This window comes from Halobacillus sp. A5 (assembly GCF_024189315.1).
In the GTDB taxonomy this organism is placed as follows: domain Bacteria; phylum Bacillota; class Bacilli; order Bacillales; family Halobacillaceae; genus Halobacillus_A.
This window is the reverse complement of record NZ_JAIZEO010000005.1, coordinates 147,608-172,278: the sequence shown is the minus strand read 5'-3', so window position 1 is coordinate 172,278 and position 24,671 is coordinate 147,608. Positions and strand designations below refer to the sequence as shown.

The following is a 24,671-nucleotide window of genomic DNA, read 5'->3' as shown; positions in this document are numbered from 1 at the left end:
AACAATATGAACAAAATCGACTTTATACAGATAATCTCTTTTATGATTATAACGCTGACATGTGAGAATATTCGTACTAATATGACAATTAAGCAATGAAAGCACTTACAAATTGAAGGGGATGAGATTATTTTGAAAAAGTTATTAGGTATTTTATCTTTATTGTTCGTTATGTTCATCATGGGTTGTTCATCCGACGGTTCTACCGAAGGTTCGGAAGATGAAAGCAACTTCCCGGAGAAAGACATTGAATTTGTAGCTCCTGCCTCACCAGGTGGTGGATGGGATGGAACAGCCCGGGCGATGCAGAAAATCTTAACAGATGAGGAAGTTGTGGATGAAAACATCAATGTAGTTAATAAACCAGGTGGAAGTGGAGAAGTTGGCTGGCAGTACTTAACTAGTAAAGACGCTCATAATATTACAATTAATTCTAGTCTTGTTATTACAAATAATCTACTTGGCCAAAGTGAACTCACTTACAAAGATTTTACTCCATTAGGAGTGCTGACAACTGAGTGGATCTCTATCGCAGTACCACCTGAATCGGAGTATGAAGAAGGTTCTGAAGTGATGGAGCAACTGAAAAAAGACCCTACATCCATGAAGATTGGCGTTGCGCCAGGTTTGGGAAATAATGACCACTTATCATTTATACAAGCTGCTAAAGAATATGGGGTAGATGTCCCTAAGTTGGAATTTCAAATTTATGAAAGTGGCGGTGACGTTGTTTCTGCGCTTTTAGGTGGGCATATCGATGTTGCAAGCATGTCTGTTTCTGAAGCGAAAGAGCAGCACTTAGCTGGTAAATTCAAAATGATTGCTGTTTCATCTGAAGAGCGTATTGAAGGGTTGGAAGAAGTTCCAACTTGGGAGGAGCAGGGCGTCGATATGGTATTTCCTCACTGGAGAGGTATCATGGGGCCACCAGATATGACGGAAGAAGAAATTGCTTATTGGGATGAAAAAATTGAAGAGATGGTTGAGACTGATGCTTGGAAGACCCTGTTAAAAAATAATGAATGGCAGTCATATTATAAGGACAGCCAGGAATCAAAAGAGTTCTTACAACAGCAAACAGAGAACTATGAAGATCTTTTGAATGAGTCAGGATTAACAGAATAGCTTATTCTGGATGGGCTGCTTCTCACTGTTCTCCTACATGATGATGCAGCCTTCTTTTAGCTAAAAACGGGGGGTGGAACAGGTGGTTCGATTATTCACACCTTTATTCTTAAATATTTTATCGATCGTTTATTTGATTCTAGTAAGCCAGGTTCCCGAATCAAGAACCGGAAATCCGAATGGACCGATTTACTTTCCTATGGCCATTGGAATATTTATGCTTCTGTGCAGCATTGTTTATTTCATCCAGGAGTGGAAACACAGGAAGGAAGAAGTGGCGGAATTTAAAAAACTTATGGCTGGACGTACGCCATTTCTCATTGGCTCTACCATTGTTTTAATTTTGATCTACTCCTTTTTATTTGAACGTATCGGGTTTCTATACTCTACGATTTTATTTCTGGGTGGCCTGCTTTTCACCGTCAATGGGAAAAAGCACTGGCTGCAAAATATACTGATTGCAGTCATATTTTCATTCATTTCATGGTATTCGTTTGCTGAACTGCTTCAAGTAAGCTTACCGTAGAGAGGGGGGGACGAACATGGGAGTTGATTTTCAGAACGTTATAGAAGGTTTATTAGTATCGATTCAGCCTATAAATTTACTCTGGGTATTAATCGGTGGTTTTTTAGGGACAGTCGTCGGGATGCTGCCAGGTTTGGGTCCTGCAACAGCCGTAGCAGTCCTGATTCCCATTACGTTCGGAATGGATCCGACCAGTGCGCTGATCCTAATGGCAGCCATCTATTATGGGGCCATGTACGGGGGTTCACGAAGTTCGATTCTATTAAATACACCCGGAGATGGTTCTGCGATTGCAGCAACTTTCGACGGCTATCCAATGTCACAAAAAGGGCAGGCAGGACAGGCATTAACACTTTCTGCTATTGCGTCATTGATTGGTGGGATGTTTGCCATTATCGGGTTTATATTATTGGCGAAGCCACTGGCTACGTTTGCTTTACGATTTGGTCCGGCCGAATATTTTATGCTGATGATATTCACCCTATCAGCAATCGTTTCCTTGTCAAAAGGAAATATGGTTAAAGGTTTCATTTCAATGAGCGTGGGATTGATTCTTAGTACAGTAGGAATTGATTTACAGACGGGGGTCCATCGATTTACCTTTGATGTCCCGCAATTAAGTGAAGGGATTGATTTCCTAGTCGTCATTATCGGTATCTATGCCGTTGGGGAAGTCCTATATAATTATCTTGCAATCGATTCTTTGAAAGCAGAAAAGAAAAAAGTCGGTAATAAGTGGATTACGAAAGAACAATGGAAAGTCTCGAAATGGCCAATGATCCGAAGTGGTCCGCTAGGTTTCCTGATTGGGGTCCTTCCTGGTGCTGGAGGCTCGATTGCCTCCATGCTTAGCTATACTACAGAAAGACAGTTATCTAAAAATCCAGAAAACTTTGGTAAAGGGGCACCAGAAGGTCTGGCAGCGCCTGAATCTGCTAATAATGCTGCTTCTGTTGGTGCCTTCATTCCGTTACTTACGATGGGGATTCCAGGTTCCGGTACAACTGCAGTTATTTTAGGGGCGGTTATCATGCTTGGTCTTCGTCCAGGACCATTATTATTTGAAGATAACCCTGAAATGGTTTGGACGCTCGTGAACAGTATGTTCATCGGAAACATCATGCTCGTAATTCTGAACATTCTTTTGGTCGGGTTGTTAGTAAGAATTCTCGATACCCCTCCTAAGATTCTCTATCCGCTTATATTGGTGCTGGCTTTCATTGGTACCTATACACTAAGTTATAGTATGGTAGATTTCTATATACTGATTATCTTCGGTTTCATTGGGCTGTTTATGAAATTGCTTAAATTCCCTATTGCTCCATTGATACTTGCCGTAATAGTAGGTACCGATATGGAGCAGAATTTTCGGAAGAGCCTGGTTGCACATGATAACTATCTTAATATCTTTTTTGCGTCTTCCATTGCAACAACTTTAACAATCTTAACGATACTGTCTGTGATGTATCCATTCATTCTTGGTTGGATTCAAAAAAGAAGGCAAAAACAAGCCTAATATTAGTCCCCAATCCAAGCATGAAACTGGGGGATAAAAATGAATAAAACATGGGTGTTATTATCGTTGGCAGGGGCGATTTATGCAGTGTTCTTCTGGCCGTTTGCCAATTGGGGTGTGACCATTCAATCCGTAGCAGTGCTGGTCATCATCCAGCTGTTATGGATTGGGCGTGTTTTCAAGCTTGCGTATAGTTCCATCATTCTAATATTGTTACTGTCTTTTCATTTTTACACGTACGATGAAACGTTGAGCTATTTCGGTTCCGGTTTGGTTTGGCTGTTATTTTCCACATTTATCTTAGCGTATGCTTTCATCCAGACAGGGCTGGCTGCTAGGGTTTCCCTTTACGTCCTGAGTCTTGCCAAGGGATCGGGCAAACTTTTGATTCTCGTCTCTTTCTTATTAATGTTCGTCCTTACTGTGATGATTCCCTCGAATATTGGAAAAGGGAGCCTGGTCAGTTCGGTGCTTGATGATCTATCCAAAAGCCTGAAGAAGGTATATGAGGTGAACTATATCCCAAAAGCATTATTTATAGGGGTGGCTTATGTCAGTGCTATATCTGCAGCGTTTGTCCCAACCGGGGCAAGTTCGACGATCTATGCTTTTGGAATATTTTCTGAAGTTTCTTCAAGTATTACCTACATGAATTGGCTCTTGTATTTCAGTGTCCCTATGCTTTCATTCGTCATGGTATTGTGGGTGGTTTTTATTTTCTGGTATCCAGAAGAAAAGATCGAACCCATACATGTGAAACAACTGATTGATAGAAAGATGGAGGAAACTGGCCGATTAAACTCAAAAGAAATACGGATGATGGGGATCATGCTGGTGACGTTGGGATTATGGATGACACAACCCGTACATGGCTATTCGATACCTCTGGTCGGACTATTAGGTGCCAGCCTGGTAGTTTTCCCTGGGATAGGTGTAATGAAATGGGAAGAGGCAACCAAGGGAGTAAATTGGGATATGATGATCTTTTTTGCGGCGACGCTTATGCTTGCAAACATGCTGATTGATACAGGCACTGTTGAAGTTTTTGTTTCATTTCTTGTCAGCCATTCTAATGATCTGTCTTCCTGGATGTTTGCCGTTGGACTCCTCATCATTACATCACTGATTCGTGTGGTGTTTGTCAATGTACTGGGATTTATGACGATCATGCTCCCGACGGCTATCACACTAGGGGAAAAGCTTGATAGTATCACTCCGCTGACTCTTGCAATGGGAGTGTATTTGATGGGCATACCGGGATTTCTGTTAGTGACACAATCTCCCGTTCATTTAATTAGTTATTCTTACGGGTATTTTACCACTCGTGATTTATTCTTGGTTGGGTTAATAGCGATGCTCATCTGGATTGTCATTGTCTGTTTAACTATGATCTTTTATTGGAGCTGGATCATTTGAAAAGGAGGTAATTCGTGTTATGACTTGGTTGACATCAAAACAGAAATCACAAGCCGAACTGGCAAATGAATTTCGTGAGTTAATCCGTCAGCAGTCAGTTTTAAAAATCATGGGGGCCCATGATGGGATGTCCGGCTTGATGGCAAAAGAAGCTGGATTCCGTGCGCTTTATTTATCAGGGGCAGCTTATACTGCCAGCAAGGGCCTGCCAGACTTAGGGATTTTGCAGTCTACCGAAGTTGCCGAGCGGGCAAAAGAAATTACCAGAGCCACCAATCTGCCGCTGCTGGTAGATGTAGATACTGGTTTTGGCGGTCCATTAAATGTAGCAAGGACAGTCAAAGAGATGGCCGAAGCCAACGTGGCGGCTATCCAGATGGAAGATCAGAAGCTTTCTAAAAAATGTGGTCATTTAAATGGAAAGCAGCTGATTTCCTTGGAAGAAATGGTAGAGAAAATAGAAATGGTGAAAGAAACCGTACCAGAAGTCGTTCTCGTAGCAAGAACAGATGCCTTTGGAGTTGTGGGAAAAGAACAGGCTCTGGAGAGGGCAAAAGCTTATGAACAGGCAGGCGCAGACGCGATTTTTCCAGAGGCGCTAAGCAAGGTAACAGATTTCAAAGAGTTTTCTGAACAGCTCAATGCTCCTTTGTTAGCAAATATGACTGAATTCGGGATAACCCCATATTATACAGCAGATGAATTCGAATCTATGGGCTACTCTATGGTGATTTATCCAGTAACATCCATACGCCTTGCTGCCAAAGCTTACAAGGATGCTTTTAAGGAAATATTTAATCGAGGAACACAAAAACATCTGCTCGATCGTATGCAGACGCGAGAAGAATTATATGATGCCATTGGTTTAGCTAATTATGAACGTCTCGATCAGAAGATTGCTAGTACCGTTTTGCCGGAATACGGGGAAAGAGAGTGAGTTCATGAGTAACTATCATTTCGATGAAGTCATTGAGAAAATTGCAGACTATGTATGGAGGGAGGAGGTTGGGGATAAGGAATCACTGGAAACAGCCCAATATGTTCTGATGGATAGCTTGGGTTGCGCGATGCTTTCTTTAAATTACGAAGCCTGTAACAAATTGTTAGGCCCCATTGTCCCTGGGGGGACGATCGAAACTGGTGCAAAAATTCCAGGTAGAAAGGAGATGCTTGACCCTGTACAAGCTGCCTTCAATTTAGGAACTATGATTCGCTGGCTCGATTACAATGACTGCTGGCTGGCAAAAGAATGGGGACATCCTTCTGATAATCTAGGTGGAATACTCACGGTGAGTGATTATATCAGCAGGAAGAATGAAGCAAGTGGTAAGGATCCATTAACGGTAAAGGATGTATTAATAGCTACGATTAAAGCACACGAAATTCAAGGAGTGCTTGCGCTTGATAACAGCCTGAACCGTCAAGGACTCGACCATGTTTTATTTGTTAAAATAGCTACAGCTGCAGTAGCTACACAGATGCTTGGCGGGGACAAAACACAAATCATGAACTCAGTATCTAACGCCTGGATCGATAACTCTAGTCTGAGGACGTATCGTCATTACCCGAACGCGGGATCGAGAAAATCCTGGGCAGCAGGGGATGCGACCGGCCGTGGGGTATGGTTAGCTTTTCTTAGTATGAAAGGGGAAATGGGCTATACAACGGCCTTGACTTCTCATGACTGGGGGTTTGAAGAGGTGCTGATGGATGGCCACCCCATCACACTAAACCGCGAATTTGAAGACTATGTAATGAAAAATATCCTATTTAAAATCTCATTCCCTGCGGAATACCACGCCCAGACCGCTGCAGAGTGCGGCCTGGATTTATATGAACAAGTAAAAGGACGTTTTGAGGATATTGATACCATATCAATTCGAACCCATGAATCTGCAGTACGTATCATCGATAAAAAAGGGCCGTTAACTAACCCGGCCGACCGGGACCATTGCCTGCAATATATCACAGCCATTGCGTTGATATTTGGAGAGATAACAGCTGACCATTATGAGGATCACATTGCAGAAAATCCATTGATAGATGAGCTCCGCAGGAAAATGGAAGTAGTGGAACAACCAGAATTTAGTGAAGAGTATCTGGATCCGGAGAAACGCTCGATTACAAATGCCGTTAAAGTTTATTTCAAGGATGGAAGTGCTACCGAAGAGGTGGTTCGAAGGTATCCACTTGGTCATCGTATTCGTCGGGACGAAGCTTTGCCGGAGCTACATAAGAAGTTTCGTTATAATATTTCTACCCAGTTTTCTGAAGAAAAGCAAGCGGAGCTCAACCAGTTATTTGCGACACAGGATCTCATGAACGCTACAGTTCCTGATTTTATGGATGCCTGGGAATAGGAAATATTTGAAGTTACTGCCCTTGATATCAAGGGTTTAGCTTCCCCGCGAAAGTCAGATTGACATACTTTTGACATACCTGGCTAGAAAAACACTATAAATCTAAAGAGCCTCTCATGAGTTCACTGAACTTTTGAGAGGCTTTTTCTTCCATATTGTGATATGCGAATATATATTCATGGTAGTATTATATATCCGGCTGCATCAACGGCATTGCCGCCCTGTTCCAACACCTTCATACCTACTTCCGTCGCAATTTCACTATCCGATGTCACACCATATGAGCCATCTTCTTTCTCCGTTTTCGTATCATTTAATGAAAAGTTTTCTGACTGACGTTTGTCCATCTCATCACGATTCTGTAAAAACAGGATCAGGAATATGGATAGGACGACAATTAAGGTGCTGATGATAATGATACGGTTTCTTCTTAACATTACATTTTCCTATACCATACCGATTACAAAGAGAAGCACCGTAACCGTAAAACCGATCGTGGCATCTTTCGTGGTCCTTCTTTTATGTGTTTTGATCGTTTTCAACATCCATTGGCTAAATGTCAGTTTGAATTCTTTTTTTTCCGCTTTCTTTCTCTTTTTATAATTTAAAGTCGCTTCCATTTTTAAATTCCTCCTCCAATAAAGCTTGATAGAGTTACTACGCCAAAGGTGACAGCACTTAACATCATCGTACTAGCCGTCGTTGGCAGCACGCCCTGTTTCTGAATCGTATTTGCGATCAGACCTGGGATAATGACACCGATAGCCATCATGCCTTCCACAATCGCCGGTGTGGAATACATTGGAACGACCATGTCGAATATGATAGTCAGTGTAATACCGACCGTTAACATCGCGGTAAATTTTCTTCTCCCGTAGAGAATAGTAAACTTCGCAATGACTTTCATCACAATCAAATAAGTTAAGAAACTAATCATAAATACAACTGCAATACTAACCGGAAATGTAAACAGCATTGCGATATAACCCGGCACTACCAGCCCTGCCGGCAGAATGCCTGTTTTCTCTGTGTAAAGCAAGCTGAGAACGATTCCAGCCACCAATGCTAAATATACATCTGAAACTTCAAATATAAACATCGTGCACTCCTCTCTAAGCCGTAGCCTTTTCTATTTTTTTCTGTTCCAGTCGTGTAACAAGTTCTTCGGCTCCGCCGTGAATGTTTCCCATTCCATAAATTGTTTTTCCTGACATGTATGGCCCTAAGACTCGCACAACCTCCTCTGTTTCATATTCTTCTAAATCTAGAAGGTTTTTCACTGGCAAGGCTCCATTTTTATATGCATTGACAATTGGTTCAGTGGTCTCCCCTATTAAAATCAATGTCTCGGCCGGGAGATAAGGAAGGACCTGGCTAGCAAACTGTTCCGTGCGATCCACACGATCCGAGCGGCAGTTCATAATCACCACAGGTTCATCGGTCGGATAACTCAGCTGTTTGACACGTTCCCAAATGTTTAAGGTAGATGTGGGATCATTGGCAGAGAATCCATTGACCAGGAATGTCGGATCTTCCTCATCCCCAATCGGCAGGGTCTGCATCGCTCCTGGATCCGGCCAAGCTTCAAGCATTCCTTGACAAGCTGTTTCATGATCAATTCCCAATATATCGGCCACAGCCAGAGCAAGGGCAGCATTTTCTGGGAAAACCATGTACTCAAATTTCTTCAAAAAGTCTTCGGAGATAAGCGATGTATCGCAGACATGTACCTTTGTGTTGCGCTCGGCCGCAATCTCTCTAAAGTGAGGCACATAAGGACTTTCATTCACAATTAAATCTCCGTCATACGGAATCGCGTTTCCAAAGGATTCGGCTACTTCTTCAAGAGTCGGCCCAAGAACATCCATGTGATCCTCAAGGACGTTGACGATCAGTCCGATGTTCGCCTGTAACAGTTCTTCCTGGAAAATTACCTGGTAGTCCGGCTTAACGGCCATACATTCACTTACAAGCGCATCTGCATTCAGCTGTGCTGTTTTCTCAAGGACTTTCCGCTGTTCCCCGATGTTGGGTCCTTCCAGCCTTCGTTTGATCGGCTCTTCCTGTCCGTCAAACCAATACAGCATTCTTGCGTCGGTTCCTGTCGTTTTCCCCACGGTTTTATAACCTGCTTTCTGTAAAACTCCCGTGATCAAACGGGTCACCGTCGATTTTCCGCGGATGCCGTTGACGTTTACTCGGACGGGAATGCTTTCAACATTCCTCTTGTTCCTCACCTTTTCCCTGGCCCCAAGGAAAAAAGCTGAAAAACCTAGTAGTAATATTAAGGTCAGTACAATTCCCATGTTTCCCCTCCTGTAAGCTTTAGATATTTGTGACCTGTTGACAAATATAATAGAAAATTGGCGTTTATAGGTTACATAAGTGTAAAAAATTATATTCATTACATTAAAATATAAAACGGTACAGATTAGGACTTTAAAACTTTATTTATCGAAAATTCAGACAAGAAATCCCTTGTAAATTATTTGTTTTAGGTACAAAAAATCCTATAATCTGACGATAAACTAGTGATAGAGTATCAATAAATAATCTAATAGTATTACCAGTAAATGTTTGTGTTTCCTATTATTATGTAATATTTTTATAAAATTCTTATATCTGGCTTTACATAATCGATTAACTTTAAAAAAGGGGAACTGCAAAGAAGCTCCACTTTTTCTATTCTTCCGAAACCCAGCTTCCATTCCGACGTGGGTCGCTGGCTCCGTAAATTTTCGTTAGGTATAGGTCTACTCCAGTAAATCTCGAAATCAAGTCTTCCAATATTGGGGAGCATTTGTTCTTTCACTAATGAGCAGTTTAGACTAAAAAAGGAATCTAAATAAATTTTGAAAAATAGGGGCGATTATAAGGTTCTGGAAGCAGTAATCTTGCAAGTGAAGCAAGGTATGGAAGAGGAATTAGAGGAAGCATTTTTAGAGGCATCTAAAATCATATCATCAATGAGAGGTTACATATCTCACGAATTACAACGATGTATGGAGGTTAAGGGGAAATATTTATTGTTGGTGAAATGGGAAGCTTTAGAAGACCATACAGTTGGGTTTAGACAATCGAAAGAGTATCAAGAATGGAAAAGCAAATTACATCATTTCTATGACCCATTTCCAAAAGTTGAACACTTTGAGAAGGTTCCACTTTAATAGGTTATTCAAGTAACGGGGAGCGATTTTGTGACTAGTAGCTTCTGTCGAATGGCCTCAAAACAAAACACAGACCAAAGAAAATTTTTGGTCTGTGTTTTCGCGTTAAGTTTCATCTTTAGAAGTGATATAAGTCTTTACTTTTGGCGGTTCATAGGAATAAAATTGGTCTAATAAACGAGATGGATTCGGGTCTGATAAAGCTATAGACAGATACTTTTCGTTTAGAAATTGCTCTTTTGTCATGTATTTAAATAAAGCTAAAAGTGGATCAAAATAACGATTAACATTCAAAAGGCCGCATGGCTTTTGATGAAGTCCTAATTGCGCCCAAGTAAAAATTTCAAAGTACTCCTCCATAGTTCCTGGACCACCTGGTAAAGCAATAAATCCATCAGCTAGTTCTGACATTTTGGTTTTTCTTTCATGCATAGATCCAACGACAATTAGTTCAGTTAGGTGTTTATGGGCGATTTCCCTCTTTTCTAGAAAATCTGGCATAACACCAATCACGTGTCCGCCTTCCTCTAAAATCGTATCTGCAAGAGCTCCCATCATTCCTACACTTGCCCCGCCATAGACGAGAGTAATCTCTCTTTGAACCATTTCTTTCCCGAGTTTTTTTGCTCCCTCTATGTAAGCTTCAGATGCTCCAGGGCTTGAACCGCAGAATACAGCTATTTTTTTCATTTTATCCCTCCTAAATTCACCATGAGTATTATACAAAACTTAGACTCCTTTGTTAAACTATTGCTAAAGTGAGGAGGGGTAAAAATGGATGTTACCGAATTTCAACAATGGATCAAAGAATATTATGAAACCAGAGGGTGGTCTGAGTTAGATAGCTTTATACGGATTGGCTTTTTAGCTGAGGAAACGGGCGAGGTAGCCCGGTCCATAAGATCCCTTGAGATAGGGAGAGACCGTCCGGATGAAAAGGATGAGTCTTATGAAGAAAATAAACAAGAGTTAACGGAAGAGTTGGGGGACGTATTAGGGAATATCATTATAATTGCTAATAAATATGATATTCCCTTAGAACAAGTGTTCCAAGCCCATAAAGAAAAACTTTCACAACGATATGCTGGTTAATTTAGAAGAACCTCTCATCTAATGGGGGATTAATCAATGGTAGATTTGAATCCTGATTGTTAAGAGGTGCATAAAAGTGGATATAACAGTGGTTTTATCTTATTTAGGAGTTGTAGTTTTTCTTACATTGATGCCAGGTCCGGATATTTTATTTGTTATAGCTCAAAGTATCTCTCAAAACAAAAAGGCTGGAATTGCTACTGCATTGGGACTCTGTTCTGGTTTAATTGTCCACATAAGTGCGGCCGCTTTGGGAATATCTGCGATTATATATCAATCTGCAATTGCTTTTGCCATTGTAAAATACGCTGGAGCTATTTATTTATTATTCCTATCTTTTCAATCATTTAGAGAAAAAGATACGAATCTCAATGGAACTAATAATAAACGATTGTTCAACTATAAGGCATTGTACAAGAAAGGGATTCTGATGAATATTTTGAATCCTAAGGTTTCCCTTTTATTTTTAGCGTTGTTACCGCAATTTGTAAATGAATCCATAGGGAATGTAACAGGGCAAGTATTTATTTTGGGCATGATTACAATGCTTCAGGCACTAGTTATTTTTGTAGGGATTAGTATTTTATCTGACAAAATACGCTATTTATTAGACCACAACTCTTTTATTGCAAAAAGAATAAACGTAATAAAAGGATCAATATTGGGGGCTATAGGGTTACAGATAGCATTTAGTGAGAAATAAACCAAAAGTTATATAGGACTCAGGAAAGACTTTGGTCTAAATATGAGGTAAACCCGAGTAGTTATGTAGAGAGGTTATCTCGAAATCGATTTTTAAACAATCGTAGATCTGATTTGTAATGGCGATATCCATCACGATCTGTGGTGGTATACGTCAGTTCTTCCTCTCGTGGGCAGACGTAAATATCGCGATCTTTATCATATTTGTATTTCCACTTAGCTAGAAACCCTTTTCTCGTTTGAAATCGACGGTGGGCAATAACTCCAAATACATCTCTTTGAGCGAGGCCGTGACAAATGGGGTTGGTCAAGTCTTCCTGCCACCATACGGTGGTCCATAGCCTGAAGCACGATTTCATCGAAGACTTCCTGAAAGATGTCGGTATCTTTAAAACGTGTTCGACGATTCCAACTGATCGTCAAGTGATGAGGCACTGCGTCCGTTAGGTTCAACCCCAAGAACCATCGGTAAGCCACATTGGTTTGGATCTGACGTTCTAACTCACGTTCGGAACGGATGCCATAAAAATAACCGATGAACATCATTTTGAATAATACAAGTGGATCCAGAGATGGGTGTCCATTATCTTCAGAATAGTAGGGACGTACTTTTTCGGGGATAAAGGAGAAATCTATGTATTGGTCAATCTTACGAAGTAAGTGATTTTCCGGCACAAGCTCTTCAATCGTTACGATTTCCATTTCATTTTGTCGTTCTTTTCAGACTGAAACAAAAGATCACCGCCTAAACAGATTTTTATCTATAGGATAACAAATGAAAGCGGTGAAAAACTAAAAGAAATCAGAAAAAAACAGGCTGTCGAGACTTTCTCGACAGCCTGAGACTTATTATTTATTAAATAATAAGTCTTTTTGTTTTGCTGGTTACTTTGCCTTCTCATTAATAAGTTAAGGGTTTGCGAAGAGAAGGTAAGAAAATCAAGTTGACCAGATAATAGGGAAAGTTTCTTTGAGGAAAATCTTTTGATCTGCCCTCACTTTTGCTGAGTAATAAAGCATACCATCAACTTCTATGCGCTTTCCGTTTTGTATAGAGAAATGGCGTTGCCCCGGTCTCACTGTAAAAATCACATCTGCACGCTTATTTCCGTTCTCGTCAAGAATTAACCAAGTTAACGTATGAGAGTTGTCAGTTAGGTTGACCGGCTTAGCTATAAGTTTCGGATCATCATTAAACTTAATCCCTTCAGCTAATATTTTAAAATGCTGTTGAATGTCCTCTCTCCAGTCTATAAAAACTCCAAAGGTTTCTTCGTATGCCATCAATTCATCCCTCTTTCTTCACGTATTTTTTCAAGTGAAAGTATTTTAGCGTAATTATCCAGTTGTATTAATTATTAGCAACAGACTCTTCATTACCCCGTATGTAAGCTTTAACTTCATGTACAGACAGACCTAATCTCTTTGCTTCTTTCATGAGCTCGATCCACTCTGGGTCTAATGACGAAAGTTGTATATCAATCGTAGTACTCACAGACTCCTCTCCCTATTTGGAAAATTATAGTCTGATAATAGCATAGGTAAACAATCATAATTTGTTGCTTTTTGTAATCGATTTAAATTTCCTGTATATATGAAACGGTTATATTACACTTGTTATGATACCAAATATAAAGGAATTAGGATAAGAGCTTTAACTTTAATAGGATAAGCTCTTTTTCTATGCTCTAAGTTAATAGTGTAAAGGTAACTAGAAAATTTGTTATTTTTTTAATAGAGTTAGTTTGGACTTTCTCATTTTCTGTAATAAGGAGAAGAGAGACTATTTATATTGGATTAAGAAGAGGAAGTGATGACTGTGTAGCAATGATACTTATGAGACAATGAAAGGGATGCACGGCGATTCATTTTTTTCACGTTGCTCATCTGTATAGGGTTTTATTTTTGTTGGAATTATAATAATAAATACCTCTCGGGAGGGAATAACATTGAAAATATGGCTCATTTTCTTGTTAAACCTTGTTTTAGCTACAGGCATCACCTATATCATGGATTATTTACAAGGGATACCGGTCAGAAATGCGGTCTTTCAAATTTATAACCCTGTTTACACACTTTTATTTTCACTTGTTCTTCCTATTTTGTTTTTATTGATTTTGTCTTTAATAAAAGCAATAAGAAAATAAAGTACAGGAAACCCCACAGCAAAGAGGGGAAAAATAGAGGTAAGAGCAAATTTTCCTTCATCTAAATGGGCAGGGAAATTATCTGCAATAATAATGGATGTATATAAAATAACGATAGCTGTTGGTATAATCAACCTTTCTTTGTTTTCTACTTTGAATAAATCTGACATTGCAACAATAGCGGCATAATAAAAAACAGCAATTTTAAAAAATGCCCCAATAATTAATGCTAGGACCGCTAATACATCTAGATGTTCAATAAAATCCATGATTTCTACACCTTGAATCGCACTCAACAAAGGAAATTGCGCCGTAGTCATGACATCTACCCCAAGGACAGCTAAATTTATAAAAGTAGAATAGGTAATCAGAACACCGCTTATCAGAATACCGGCAACACCTGTTTTTAAAACTTTTTTTCTGTTATTGATATAAGGAAGCAAGAAAGTAAAAGCCACCATTTCACCAAAGGGAAACATAATGGTGTTGGTGTAAACTGCTTCGACGACAGGATTCCACCCAAACTCTAATATAGGGGAGACTTGCTCCATTTTTACCAATCCAGATAAAAAAAAGGATAAACTTCCAAAGAAACCTAAAATTATGACTAGTTATAGAGGATATAGGCGATTGAAAAGATCATTAACCCACTAATAAACAAGTGGGGGGTTTTATCTAAAACGGAAGTACCAAGAAGTCCTCCTACATCACGCAAGTCCCTTGATGCTGCATAAACAAGGAAAGGGATATAGAGTAACCCTATAAACCCTCCGATATACTTGCCTAATAACTTTTGGGAGTAACCAATTAGAGATAGATTGGGATAGCGAGTATAGAGATAATAGTAAATAAGAAATAGCATGAGCCCTCCAAAAATTCCGATGAATATGGCAAGCCAGGCATCTTTTTTGGCATCTAAACCGCTTCCCACAACCAAATTTGTCCCAAACACAAATAAATTAAGTAAAGCAAAGAATTGAAGCAAGCTTATTTTTTCCTTTACCATTTTCCGCACCTCCCAACTTTCGACTAGTTTATAACGCCTACTGAATTTTCTACTCTTGATTGTATGATTTAGTTTTCATTCCTGTCTTCATTACATAAGCGTCTACTTTAATTTTGACTTCCATTTCAGGAAAGATATCATTATAATCTTTTTTGATTTCTCTCCACAGTTTTGGATTTCCACGATTGATAACCTGTCCAAAGCCAAAAACGTCACTATTCTCCTCTTTAGCTATTTGGATTGCGCGTTCGATCTCCTGTTTTGTATTATCTTCTATTTGTTTTTCAAGTTGTTCTAATTTATCTCGATTAGATATATCCATTTTGCAAAGAACTTCTTCAATTTCCCCTTCTTGCTTCACATGGATATCAATCGATGGGGTCCCATTTGCTTCAGTGGCTCTAAGAGAAGTGCGTGTATCTGTCACATTAAATGAAATAGCATTAGTTTTTTGTTCACAACTTAAGTTAACGATTGTGCTGTCAATTTTGTTGATGACCCATAGAATTCCGCGTGCCTCTTCCCTATCTATCCAGCGCATCAACTTCCCTTTTTTAAAGATAGCTAATCCCTCTGATTTAATTAGAGAATTTGGGGTGGTTTGTTCAATATTTGTCGTACTTTCCCCGTCTTCTGATTGCCCTAAAATACTAACCCCGCTTGCAAGAGGTTCGATTCCATCACTGGTCATTTTCTTGACGAATTCCATAATTTTTACTGGGAGTGTTTCCCCTAACGACTGTCCTGATACTTTACTCGTCTTCACAAGCTTTTGGGCAGGGATCTTTTCTAATGGAGAAAGGATACTTAATATATTTTTGGCGGAATTGTCTTTTGCGATAAGGACTCTTGGAGTAGATCTAAACTCCTGGTTTCTTTCCAATAAATCAAAGATATCTTCAATTCCACTTCTCGCTAATTCTTCACCGAAAATCACCGTTTGGGTATAAGGGAAAAAGATTTCCCTCGGAGTTTGTTGAGATACCCTCCTTATGGCTGATATTAACGTATCTCCTTTAGCTGAATAAATAGTTGTGGTAGAAGCCCGACCAGAAGTAGATTGCTCTCCACCAACGACCTCCGCTGGATTTACAAGTTCAATGGTCACTTCATACCTCCCCTCTTCTTCCGCCTTATCTATGCCTAAAGCCGTGACAATTGAAAAATCATCCATTTCCCTACTATTCCAGCATCCTGAAAGAAGAGATGTAACCACAAGTAACATGATGATAATCAACCCTCGTCTGCTAGCCATTGGTATCACCATCTTTGTTCAATTGGTTAGCTTTTTTTACAGTATTATCCCGTTTCATTATAATCTTTTGTTCTAACTTTTTTGGAAGCCTTATGAATGTATCTGCCTGAGCCGTAAGATTAAAAGGAGATAAGGGTTCTAAATATGGGACTCCAAAAGAGCGTAAACTATTCATATGACCTATAATCAATATGACAAGCAAAGTCATTCCGTAGAAACCCGCCGTTGCCGCTGAAATCATTAGAATAAAACGGAGAATCCGTGCTGGTATACCAATGCTAAATGATGGAACAGCGAAACTAGAAATAGCTGTAATCCCTACCACAATAACCATTGCTGGGGAAATGATTCCTGCTTGGACAGCGGCTTCTCCAATAACAATGGCCCCCACAATAGAGACCGCTTGCCCAACGGCTCTCGGCATACGCACCCCTGCTTCTCGTAATATTTCAAAGGTGATTTCCATAATTAAAGCTTCAAAGAACGCTGGAAAAGGTACCCCTTCTCTCTGAGCAGCAAGGTTAATAAGTAAAGGAAAAGGCAGCATTTCCTGATGAAAGGTCGTCAACGAGATATAAATCGAAGGGGCAAACAACGAAATAAAGAACACAAAGAACCTTAATAATCGTAAAAGACTAGCAATATCTGCTCTTTGGTAGTAATCTTCCGGAGATTGAAAAAACTGAAAAAATGTCGCAGGAGCAATCAGTACAAATGGTGTTCCATCGATTAAAATAACCACTCTTCCTTCAAGAAGATTTCCTACTGCAGCATCTGGACGTTCTGAATTGATTAGCTGTGGAAAGGGGGTGCTCGTCTGATCTTGGATAAACTCTTCAATATTTCCTGACTCAATGATAGAATCTGTCTCTATTTTCTCTAATCTATTTCTAACTTCTTTCACTAATTCATCTGTAGCTATACCCTGGATGTACATAAAGGCAACATTTGTTCTGGAGACTTTTCCTATTTCAATATTTTCAAGCCTTAAATTAGCATTTTTAATTCTCTTTCTTATCAACGTTACGTTTACTCTCAAAGACTCAGTGAACGAATCCTTAGGACCTCGGATAACTGTTTGGGACGTCGGCTCTTGAATCGAGCGTTCTTCCCATCCTTGGGTTTCCCCGTTGAAGACCTCGTTCCAGCCATCAATCATAATCACGGTATTTCCTGAAAGAATGGCTAAAACTAGACTATCCCAGTCATTAATCACCTTTATATTAGATAATGTTAAAGCATTCATTCTTAGATCGTTAAAGACGTCCTCTTTTGGTGTATATTTATCAAACTCAGATTTATTAAGCATTAAAGATTCCATTATGAATTCGTTTACCAAGGTTTGATCAACAAGCCCATCCATATAAATAGAAACGATTCTGATGTCTTTGTTTATCCCCGTGTTCAATTCTCTTATGACTATTTCAGAGCTGTCTTCAAACTCTTCTAGTAGTTTTTTTAAGTTTTGAGAAATATCCTTAGAGATATGGGATACCTTTTGCTTGTCACTTACATGATTCTCTTGCTTCTTTTTATGAAATGGATTCCAATTAAAACTCATGATTTCTGCCCCTAACGATTAATCTGACTCTTTCTACATCCTTTCCATAATAGGGTAACTTTTATACTTTATCTTTAAAGGGTTAGTTTCATCTTCTATCAGATCATAATTGTGTGATTGGAGAGGCTGCACTGAGTTGGACAGTTTCGTTAAGGTCAGATACACTTTACTAAATATCACAGTCGAGGAGAGCGGAACCTTACCAAAAGAAATCGTCGTACGTTTACTGAGGTTTTTAAAAAACAGACGTTCAGCTTTGATAGCTTCATAAAGGTGGACACTTTTTATTATGAGCCAAAGGATATTCAGCCTTCTGTGTGGTTGAAAAATATAAAGATTATTAAAGATCACAACTCGATCATCTCCACCGTTCAAGAACAATCCTTGGAAATGACTTATGAACCCTCGCTTGATGAATTTGAAGCTTGGAGAACTAAATTCTTCGCGAGTTTACATGAGGCATATAGGCGGTTAATGAGAGGAGAGTATTATTACGCTCTTAAATGTATAGATCGTTTAAGAGTTTCTATAAGGTTAATAATATAAGTTTTTAAAAAGTTAAGTTAGAAAATCATATACAATATCTTATACATTGCTGAGTTGGCGGGGTTTTTAGGTGAAGTGTTCGTCTATGACTCGCCTTTTTTTTTGTGAAGTTTTGGAAATGGTAACGGTAAACGATAAGTATTAAAAGGTACACCATCCACCTTCATTATATCTCTCAATTGAGTAACCGGAAAAATCATAATACAATATTTCAATACAGGACTTCCATAATTGGAAGTCCTGTTATTTTTATAAATATCAACACCAAACTTTAATAGAGCCTTTTTATAAGAGAGAAAGAAAAGAAGGAAATATTATTAATGTTTCTTCAGGACCAATGTGAAAGGTTAACCTTTTGCGGCTTAAGGTAAGCGACTCATGTAAGTCTTGTGTTTCCACGTCTTGACCGTCTTCGACCGATTGAAAAGCTAAAACCTCCTTTTAAGCTATCTCCCTTTTATAAGAAAAAATTTAGCTTAGGGACGAAAACGATTTACAGCAATATGTGGCTGATCTGTTCCCTATAGGCAATGTGAAAACATTCCATACGATGAACTTCAGTTCAAAGCTTTCACTATTTACAAATAAAGGAAGAAAACAGATGTACAAAAGTTTCCCTCCAGATATACAGAAAACGTTCAGTTTCCAACTTGCGTATTCTTCACAAAGATGAAAGGTATAGGTACCATAAAGTTTTATCTTAAAAAGGATACCACAGAATCGATTGATTCTAGGTAAAGTCAATCAGCACCGAAAGGTATGTAGAGTGGAAGGGATCGACGCATCCAGCTTTTTATTTACATTCCCCAATTCGATATTGTCCTAATAGCACTTTTAACTTCCCCCAGAGAGAATTCTTTTTTGATTTAAAATATAACCAGCCCTAAAAGCTGTTTCTAAGACATTTACTTATAATATTTAATCTTTTCGAGCAAAATAGTTTAAAGACCATTTAATATCTATTTGATACATAGAACATAATAGCAGTCATAAAAGGGTGAGATTACAATGTGGGAGAAAATTTCTTTTTACCTTCCAGAGTGGGAGGTTTTTTTACAAGCTTTTTCCTTATTTTTCATTCTATATTTAATCTCAAAAATTTCTAGTTGGATGCGTGATTCAAATGAAGATGGAGATGGGTGATAATGAGACGTTGGAAATTAAATAGGAAACGTAGTCTAGAAAAAAACGAAAACCAAAAAACGGAAGAAATTTCAGAATATTTCACTGGAGAGTTTAGCAAAGATTTAGAAGCTATCAAACAAGAAATCGGTCATAACTATGACGTGCGATTTCATGAGTTCAATTTAGGAAGCACAGATACTCGTGCCGCTATCATTTTCATTGAAGGCCTTTCAGACAGACAGTTAATTGATAGGCATATTTTAAAAACATTAATTCAACCCTTTTCAGAAAACACAAAACGATCATCTGCTAGAAATAAAGACTATTTTTCCCAAGATTACATCAAAAACCATATCCTTTCCATTAGTGAAGTAAAAGAAATCGAAACTCTGCAAGAGCTTGTGACAAATGTTTTAATGGGGCAGGTGGCCCTTTTAGTGGATAGGGCTTCAACTGTATTAATTCTTGGTACTACAAAAGGAAAAACACGGAAGCTAACGGAGCCTCCTTCCGAAGAATCGATCAGAGGACCTCGAATTGGTTTCACCGAAAAATTAAGCGATAATAGCGCGTTATTAAGGAGCAGTGGAAAAAATGAAAAATTAACATTAGAAAAATACGAAGTGGGAGAGCGATCAAGGAAAGACCTCGTGGTTGCCTATATCGAGGATATAGTGGATCCTCAATTAGTGAAAGAAGTAGATAAAAGAATTCAAAAAATAGATATTGATAATGTAGTGGAATCAGGGTTTGTCGAGCAGTTAATTGAAGATGATTATCTTAGCCCTTTTCCACAAGTTCAAAACACGGAACGGCCTGATCGAGTTATGAGCGCATTAATGGAAGGACGCGTAGCTATTCTATTGGACGGGACTCCATTTGCCTTAATTGTTCCAGTGACCTTCAGCATGATGTTCCAAGCTCCAGAAGATTATTATGAACGCTGGATACCAGGATCTCTCGTTCGCCTATTACGTTTTTTTGCAGCATTTATTTCTCTTTTTGGTCCATCTTTATATATTGCCTTTATATCCTTCCATCAGGGGTTAATTCCAACCGACCTTGCAATTACTGTGCTAGCGTCCAGGGATGGAGTTCCATTCCCTTCTATTATTGAAGCTTTAATAATGGAAATAGCCATTGAAATTCTACGGGAAGCCGGACTTCGTTTGCCAAGCCCTATTGGACAAACGATCGGGATTGTAGGTGCCTTAATAGTGGGAGAAGCTGCTGTACAAGCAGGAATTGTCAGTCCAATGATGGTCATTGTCGTGGCTATCACAGCCATTTCGTCTTTTACTATCCCCCAATACAGTGTAGGGATTTCTTTACGATTCCTTCGGTTTGGATCTATGATATTCGCCGCAATACTAGGATTATACGGTGTCATCTTATTTTTCCTTTTCCTTTGCAGCCATTTCGTTAAATTGCAAAGTTTCGGTGTGCCTTTTGCCAGTCCCTTTGTCCCTTACCGGATAAGTGATTGGAAGGATTTATTTATTCGCATGCCCCTCAAAATGATGAAACGACGTCCGAAAATGCTGCATCCTAAAGACCAGGTTCGTAAAAAATAAACGTGATAGAAGGATGGTATCCATGATAAGTCTGCAGGCAAAAAATCAATTAACAGCCTCTCAAACAGCAGTTATTTTAACTAATTATACCCTTGCAGTCGGCATTCTGACTCTTCCCAGAGCTGCAGCACAGGAAGTGCAGACACCGGATATCTGGATAACTGTTCTTCTGGGTGGATGCGTCTCATTGGTTGCAGGGGTTATCCATGTGAAATTGAGCCAACAGTATCCTGGAAAGAATTTTTACGAATATAGCCAAAACCTTGTAGGAAAGGTGTTGGGTTCATTACTAAGTATATTTGTGATTGTCTACTTTTTAACTCTTTCTGCATTTGAAGCTCGAACGGTTGCAGAAGTGGCAGGGTTTTTTTTGCTAGATGGAACTCCAACCTGGGCTATTCTTATGCCTTTTATGGCGATAGGTCTTTATCTAATCAACAGTGGGATTAACCCCATTGCTCGTTTATTTGAAATAATTTTCCCTTTGACGATAATATTATTTTTACTGGTCATTTTCATGAGTGTGGGAATATTTGAGTTAAATAATCTGCGCCCTGTTTTAGGATCGGGGATCATGCCTGTATTAAAAGGAATAAAAACCACAGCTCTAGCATTCACAGCAGCAGAAATAATGGTAGTCCTTGTGGCGTTTATGGAAAAGCCTGAAAAAGCAATAAAGGTGGTTCTAGTTGGGGTTGGAATCCCCACGCTCTTTTACTTGATAACGGTAGTTATGGTAGTAGGAGGATTATCCATCGAAGTAGCGCAAACATACACATGGCCAACAATTAGTCTCATTCAAAGTTTTGAAATCACTGGTTTAATTTTTGAAAGGTTTGAGTCCTTTCTATTAATTATATGGATTATGCAAATTTTCGCTACCTTTACGATATCATTCTATGCTGCTTCGCTGGGACTGTCCCATCTGTTTAAAAGAGAAACCAAACCAATGATCTATCTACTAATACCTTTTATTTACATCGTGGCCATGATGCCTAAAAATATTAATGAATTATTTAAGCTTGGAGATATTCTTGGGTATTTTGCATATATATTGTTTGGATTATTTCCATTACTACTCCTTATAGGTTCATGGGTGAAGGAGGGAAGACATGAAACTAAGCAATAATTATAAACGGTTTGTTTTTATTCCTTCTATTCTTTCGCTTCTATTTCTAACCTCTTGTTGGAGTACAAATGAAATTGAGGATTTGGGGCTTATTTTGGGGGTTGCCGTAGATTTAGAAGAAGAGAAAGGACAAGAAGGAGAGAACGTCATCACTCTAACCAACCAGTTGGCCACGTCAAATAGTTCGAATGCTGGTATAGAAGGACAGGGCACCCAACAAAACGCATATAAAAATGTTTCTGAAACTGGCAGTTCGCTGATGGAGGCTACGCGTAATTCATTATTGGAAATTGAGGAAATCCTTCTTGCTCATCATGTAAAGGTCTTAGTTATAGGAGAGGAACTTGCAAGTACAACAAGCTTACAACAAACCCTTGATTATTTCATAAGAGAACATGAAATAAGACAAAGTTGTCAAATATTTATTGCCAAAGAGAGAGCTAGTCATATTCTTGAGACGAGTGAACCATCTGTTGTCCCATCAATGAAACTTGCCCAAATGACCAAAGCACACGATAGAAACTCCAAAATACTAATGCCTATTCATCTTTCTAAATTGAATAGGAAAATACAATCTGATGCTAGCTTTCTTTTGCAAAATGTAATTTCGGATCAGGGTGAAATGAAGTTTGATGGAGCTTCAGTGTTTGATGGGAAAACAAAAAAACTACAGGGTCTTTTAAATAAAGAAGAGGTAGAGGGAGTGAATTGGATAACAGGAGAAGGAAAAGGTGGTTTAGTGAAGAGCTATGTTGAAAAGAAAAGCACCCCCATTATATACGAAATATTGTCAATGAATTCTAATATACAACCACGCGTGAACGGAAACGATATCTCTTTTGATGTAGAAATAGAGTCTGAGGGACGTATTGGGGAACAAAAAGAAGCTACTTCAATAGATCCCTCTTCAAATGAAACTCTAATAAAAGTAGAAGAAAACATTGAAGAAGAAGTACAAAAATTGGTGAAAAGTGTATCAGAAAAGACACAACAGGAATACCAGGTGGATGTTTTAGGATTTGGAGAAAGTTTAAGAATTGAATACCCTAAAGTTTGGGAAAAAGTCAAAAAAGACTGGGATAAAACTTTTAGTGAAGTACCGATCCAGTTCAATGTAAATGTTACTATCAAAGATTATGGAACATTAGGGAATAAATAAAATATTTCAACGCAATGGAATATAAAATTACCAAGCCCTCGAAAGAAAATCATAATTTTACACTTTGGGATAGAGCCTTTCATAGCTTTTGCTCACTATTATTGGTGAGCTATCTTATTTACAAGCTAATGGAATAATACATTAGATACCTCACACCTAAATGTTGAAACCGATTCTTTATTCATTCGTTATATTTACTAGCAGTTCCCGAGTGAAATTATTGATATTACAGATTCTAAAAAAACCTAACGGATAGAAGGACTAAGCAAGCTTTTCTGTCAATACATTCCATTTTGGCTTAATAGCTAACTTTGCAGACGGAAAATATTGCCTCGAGGGGGATCATAGTCAGCAATTCATTATCTTTACTTATGGGGCTGAAAGACTCCCGCTTTATTATATTCGTTGAAAGTTCTGGGGCATCTGGCTCCATCCTACAAATAAGGTCGCTTTTCTTCCTTGAAAGTTTAGCTATAATCGGTCCGCCATTTAACCCGTATGCTCCTCTATGCATAAAATGCTTACGGCTATTTATAAGAGAGTAACTTTTACATTTCAATTGATCTTTTAATTTTTCATATGATGATAATAATTGGAGCTCTCTTTCGGAAATCCAATGCCACCCGCATATAGAGTCTAAGGAAGCAAAGGTTGGAACTACAATAGTAGAAGGGTGGAGGGGATGAACAGGGGTAAGAGTGATATACCTCTGTTCTTTAAGGTGCTTTTCAAATTTAAAAATAATTGTCTCAAAAGTTTGTTTTCTTTTATCGACTCCCACTCCTCGAAAAGGAATCCCGTTTTTAAGTAATAGAATAACATAGGGTTCAGGAGGGACTTGAAATTGTTTATTTAGATGTGTATTCTTCACTATCCAACTTTCCTCCTTCAAGTCATTTTGTTCAAAGTACCATTTTCTTCACTTGTCATTATCGATTCCACCATCGTTTACTTCGTTATGGTCATTGAACAAGACATTCTTATTTTTTACAAGTATTTCTACAAAATTCTCTCCTACAGAACGGACTTCTCCACGTAATTTTTCATTATTTTTTAATGAAAATTCAACTTCCCATCCGATCAACTGTTGTAGCTTGTATTTTAAATCTTGCAAGAGGATAAGTTCATCTTCAGAAGATATGGCACATATTTTTTTTGGATGTTGCACAGGGCAAGGGTTTACACATTCTTTGGAGAAACAGGTAAAACATCCGATCTGACAACCACACATTGGACAAAAACCTTCACTCACACCAGGATCCTCC

General features: G+C 38.7%; 25 protein-coding genes and 2 pseudogenes. 13 read left to right on the top strand and 14 right to left on the bottom strand.

The features are described 5' to 3' along the window. Window positions 1-132: 132 nt before the first annotated feature. The 6 genes from LF822_RS18810 (at window position 133) to LF822_RS18785 (ending at window position 6,943) form a co-directional block, all read left to right on the top strand. Window positions 133-1,125, top strand: coding sequence for a tripartite tricarboxylate transporter substrate binding protein (locus LF822_RS18810; RefSeq protein ID WP_253925641.1), 993 nt, complete (start codon window positions 133-135; stop codon window positions 1,123-1,125). A gap of 82 nt (window positions 1,126-1,207) precedes the next feature. Continuing rightward, entirely contained in the window at window positions 1,208-1,651 is a 444-nt protein-coding gene (locus LF822_RS18805; RefSeq protein ID WP_253925640.1) for a tripartite tricarboxylate transporter TctB family protein, read from the top strand. A gap of 16 nt (window positions 1,652-1,667) precedes the next feature. Then, entirely contained in the window at window positions 1,668-3,167 is a 1,500-nt protein-coding gene (locus LF822_RS18800; protein ID WP_253925639.1) for a tripartite tricarboxylate transporter permease, read from the top strand. Window positions 3,168-3,206: 39 nt separating this feature from the next. Next, a complete protein-coding gene (locus tag LF822_RS18795; RefSeq protein WP_253925638.1) occupies window positions 3,207-4,583 on the top strand; it encodes an SLC13 family permease in 1,377 nt (458 codons plus the stop codon). 19 nt (window positions 4,584-4,602) lie between these two features. After that, window positions 4,603-5,520 (top strand): methylisocitrate lyase, encoded by a 918-nt coding sequence (gene prpB, locus LF822_RS18790; RefSeq protein WP_253925637.1) that lies wholly within the window; start codon window positions 4,603-4,605, stop codon window positions 5,518-5,520. A 4-nt stretch (window positions 5,521-5,524) separates the two neighbouring features. Beyond that, window positions 5,525-6,943 carry a bifunctional 2-methylcitrate dehydratase/aconitate hydratase gene (locus LF822_RS18785; protein ID WP_253925636.1) on the top strand — a complete coding sequence of 473 codons (1,419 nt, stop codon included), beginning with the start codon at window positions 5,525-5,527 and terminating at the stop codon, window positions 6,941-6,943. 176 nt (window positions 6,944-7,119) lie between these two features. On the opposite strand, the gene LF822_RS18780 is transcribed toward LF822_RS18785, so the two are convergent. From LF822_RS18780 to pgsB, 4 genes are read right to left on the bottom strand one after another with little or no spacing between them, the layout of a single operon-like run. Then, window positions 7,120-7,380, bottom strand: a complete 261-nt coding sequence (locus LF822_RS18780; RefSeq protein ID WP_253925635.1) for a hypothetical protein — start codon at window positions 7,378-7,380, stop codon at window positions 7,120-7,122. Window positions 7,381-7,389: 9 nt separating this feature from the next. Beyond that, a complete protein-coding gene (locus LF822_RS18775) occupies window positions 7,390-7,563 on the bottom strand; it encodes a hypothetical protein (RefSeq protein WP_253925634.1) in 174 nt (57 codons plus the stop codon). Between the two features lie 2 nt (window positions 7,564-7,565). Beyond that, on the bottom strand, window positions 7,566-8,042 hold the full coding sequence (gene pgsC / locus LF822_RS18770; RefSeq protein WP_253925633.1) for a poly-gamma-glutamate biosynthesis protein PgsC: 477 nt from the start codon (window positions 8,040-8,042) through the stop codon (window positions 7,566-7,568). Between the two features lie 13 nt (window positions 8,043-8,055). Continuing rightward, window positions 8,056-9,237: a poly-gamma-glutamate synthase PgsB gene (gene pgsB / locus LF822_RS18765; protein WP_371925975.1), complete on the bottom strand. Its 1,182-nt coding sequence runs from the start codon at window positions 9,235-9,237 to the stop codon at window positions 8,056-8,058. A gap of 597 nt (window positions 9,238-9,834) precedes the next feature. On the opposite strand from pgsB, the gene LF822_RS18760 reads away from it, so the two are divergent. Further along, window positions 9,835-10,110, top strand: a complete 276-nt coding sequence (locus LF822_RS18760; protein ID WP_371925974.1) for an antibiotic biosynthesis monooxygenase family protein — start codon at window positions 9,835-9,837, stop codon at window positions 10,108-10,110. A gap of 105 nt (window positions 10,111-10,215) precedes the next feature. On the opposite strand, the gene LF822_RS18755 is transcribed toward LF822_RS18760, so the two are convergent. Continuing rightward, entirely contained in the window at window positions 10,216-10,800 is a 585-nt protein-coding gene (locus LF822_RS18755; protein ID WP_253925631.1) for an LOG family protein, read from the bottom strand. An 84-nt stretch (window positions 10,801-10,884) separates the two neighbouring features. Between LF822_RS18755 and LF822_RS18750 the strand changes: the two genes are divergently transcribed. Both LF822_RS18750 and LF822_RS18745 read left to right on the top strand, forming a co-directional pair. Beyond that, window positions 10,885-11,202, top strand: coding sequence for a MazG nucleotide pyrophosphohydrolase domain-containing protein (locus tag LF822_RS18750; protein ID WP_253925630.1), 318 nt, complete (start codon window positions 10,885-10,887; stop codon window positions 11,200-11,202). A gap of 76 nt (window positions 11,203-11,278) precedes the next feature. Then, the gene (locus LF822_RS18745) at window positions 11,279-11,905 is read left to right on the top strand and encodes a LysE family translocator (protein WP_253925629.1); all 627 of its coding nucleotides are present in this window, start codon (window positions 11,279-11,281) and stop codon (window positions 11,903-11,905) included. A gap of 106 nt (window positions 11,906-12,011) precedes the next feature. Here the strand turns inward: LF822_RS18745 and LF822_RS18740 are convergent. From LF822_RS18740 to LF822_RS18730, 3 genes and pseudogenes are all read right to left on the bottom strand, one after another. Continuing rightward, window positions 12,012-12,606 (bottom strand): annotated as a pseudogene (locus LF822_RS18740) (transposase); the annotation flags it as partial. A gap of 237 nt (window positions 12,607-12,843) precedes the next feature. Beyond that, a complete protein-coding gene (locus LF822_RS18735; protein ID WP_253925628.1) occupies window positions 12,844-13,188 on the bottom strand; it encodes a hypothetical protein in 345 nt (114 codons plus the stop codon). 67 nt (window positions 13,189-13,255) lie between these two features. Then, window positions 13,256-13,399 carry an anti-repressor SinI family protein gene (locus LF822_RS18730; RefSeq protein ID WP_253925627.1) on the bottom strand — a complete coding sequence of 48 codons (144 nt, stop codon included), beginning with the start codon at window positions 13,397-13,399 and terminating at the stop codon, window positions 13,256-13,258. 514 nt (window positions 13,400-13,913) lie between these two features. Between LF822_RS18730 and LF822_RS23260 the strand changes: the two are divergent. After that, window positions 13,914-13,985, top strand: a pseudogene (locus LF822_RS23260) (hypothetical protein); the annotation flags it as partial. On the opposite strand, the gene LF822_RS18725 reads toward LF822_RS23260, so the two are convergent. The 4 genes from LF822_RS18725 to LF822_RS18710 are packed head-to-tail and all read right to left on the bottom strand — an operon-like array spanning window position 13,973 to window position 17,873. Beyond that, entirely contained in the window at window positions 13,973-14,653 is a 681-nt protein-coding gene (locus LF822_RS18725) for a GerAB/ArcD/ProY family transporter (RefSeq protein ID WP_371925973.1), read from the bottom strand. The pseudogene LF822_RS23260 and the gene LF822_RS18725 sit on opposite strands and share 13 nt — an antisense overlap. 5 nt (window positions 14,654-14,658) lie before the next feature. After that, window positions 14,659-15,057, bottom strand: a complete 399-nt coding sequence (locus LF822_RS18720) for a GerAB/ArcD/ProY family transporter (protein ID WP_253925625.1) — start codon at window positions 15,055-15,057, stop codon at window positions 14,659-14,661. 49 nt (window positions 15,058-15,106) lie between these two features. Beyond that, on the bottom strand, window positions 15,107-16,312 hold the full coding sequence (locus LF822_RS18715) for a Ger(x)C family spore germination protein (RefSeq protein ID WP_253925624.1): 1,206 nt from the start codon (window positions 16,310-16,312) through the stop codon (window positions 15,107-15,109). Next, window positions 16,305-17,873, bottom strand: coding sequence for a spore germination protein (locus tag LF822_RS18710; protein WP_253925623.1), 1,569 nt, complete (start codon window positions 17,871-17,873; stop codon window positions 16,305-16,307). The genes LF822_RS18715 and LF822_RS18710 overlap by 8 nt, the downstream gene beginning before the upstream one ends. Window positions 17,874-19,564: 1,691 nt before the next feature. On the opposite strand from LF822_RS18710, the gene LF822_RS18705 reads away from it, so the two are divergent. Genes LF822_RS18705 through LF822_RS18695 form a run of 3 tightly spaced genes read left to right on the top strand, consistent with a single transcriptional unit; the run spans window position 19,565 to window position 23,406 of the window. Further along, entirely contained in the window at window positions 19,565-21,118 is a 1,554-nt protein-coding gene (locus tag LF822_RS18705) for a spore germination protein (RefSeq protein ID WP_253925622.1), read from the top strand. Between the two features lie 22 nt (window positions 21,119-21,140). After that, window positions 21,141-22,247, top strand: a complete 1,107-nt coding sequence (locus LF822_RS18700) for a spore germination protein (RefSeq protein ID WP_253925621.1) — start codon at window positions 21,141-21,143, stop codon at window positions 22,245-22,247. Continuing rightward, complete coding sequence (locus LF822_RS18695; RefSeq protein ID WP_253925620.1) at window positions 22,231-23,406, top strand: Ger(x)C family spore germination protein; 1,176 nt, start codon at window positions 22,231-22,233, stop codon at window positions 23,404-23,406. Before LF822_RS18700 ends, LF822_RS18695 begins: the two co-directional genes overlap by 17 nt. 298 nt (window positions 23,407-23,704) lie before the next feature. Here the strand turns inward: LF822_RS18695 and LF822_RS18690 are convergent, their stop codons facing one another. After that, complete coding sequence (locus tag LF822_RS18690; RefSeq protein WP_253925619.1) at window positions 23,705-24,187, bottom strand: hypothetical protein; 483 nt, start codon at window positions 24,185-24,187, stop codon at window positions 23,705-23,707. 138 nt (window positions 24,188-24,325) lie between these two features. Then, the gene (locus tag LF822_RS18685; protein ID WP_253925618.1) at window positions 24,326-24,658 is read right to left on the bottom strand and encodes a hypothetical protein; all 333 of its coding nucleotides are present in this window, start codon (window positions 24,656-24,658) and stop codon (window positions 24,326-24,328) included. Between the last annotated feature and the right edge of the window lie 13 nt (window positions 24,659-24,671).